The organism is Helicobacter sp. 13S00482-2, from assembly GCF_002272795.1.
Taxonomy (GTDB): domain Bacteria; phylum Campylobacterota; class Campylobacteria; order Campylobacterales; family Helicobacteraceae; genus Helicobacter_J.
This window is the reverse complement of the sequence record NZ_MLAT01000094.1, coordinates 1-439: the sequence shown is the minus strand read 5'-3', so window position 1 is coordinate 439 and position 439 is coordinate 1. Positions and strand designations below refer to the sequence as shown.

2 protein-coding genes are annotated in these 439 nt (G+C 38.7%); both read left to right on the top strand.

Annotated features, from left to right (window positions below):
- The first annotated feature begins 60 nt into the window (after positions 1-60).
- Positions 61-183: a hypothetical protein gene (locus tag BKH42_RS09920; protein ID WP_257874296.1), complete on the top strand. Its 123-nt coding sequence runs from the start codon at positions 61-63 to the stop codon at positions 181-183.
- The gene (locus BKH42_RS09915; protein ID WP_257874295.1) at positions 180-314 is read left to right on the top strand and encodes a hypothetical protein; all 135 of its coding nucleotides are present in this window, start codon (positions 180-182) and stop codon (positions 312-314) included. The genes BKH42_RS09920 and BKH42_RS09915 overlap by 4 nt, the downstream gene beginning before the upstream one ends.
- Positions 315-439 lie beyond the last annotated feature (125 nt).

Genomic DNA, 439 nt, shown 5'->3' with positions numbered 1-439 from the left:
CAACCATGCCAAGCCTGATGATGGTAAGCTAAGAGAAAGTAGGCGTGAAGGGTAATGCTAATGAAATCAAAACTGATGGCAACAATAGCAATGGCAAGAAAGCTGATGGCAGGAACGGTAAGGCAAAAACCAGGAATCAGCAATGACAACCTTTATACCATCAATGGGGTTCCAACGTTATGAGTAATAGCAATGGTGAGAATGGTAATGCCAATGGAGTCAAAGTAATACCAATACCAAGTAATGCCAATGGCAACCATACTAAGCCTGATGATGGTAATGCCAACAACATAAGAGGAAGTAAAAAGAACTAATAAAAGGAGGTGAAAAGAGAACTTGTGATAAACCCACTCTCATTGATAATAGATCAGATTGTTTATCACGTGCGAAATGAATCTGATTGCATCATCTAAACTGAGTTTGTTTGGTTTAGATTGAA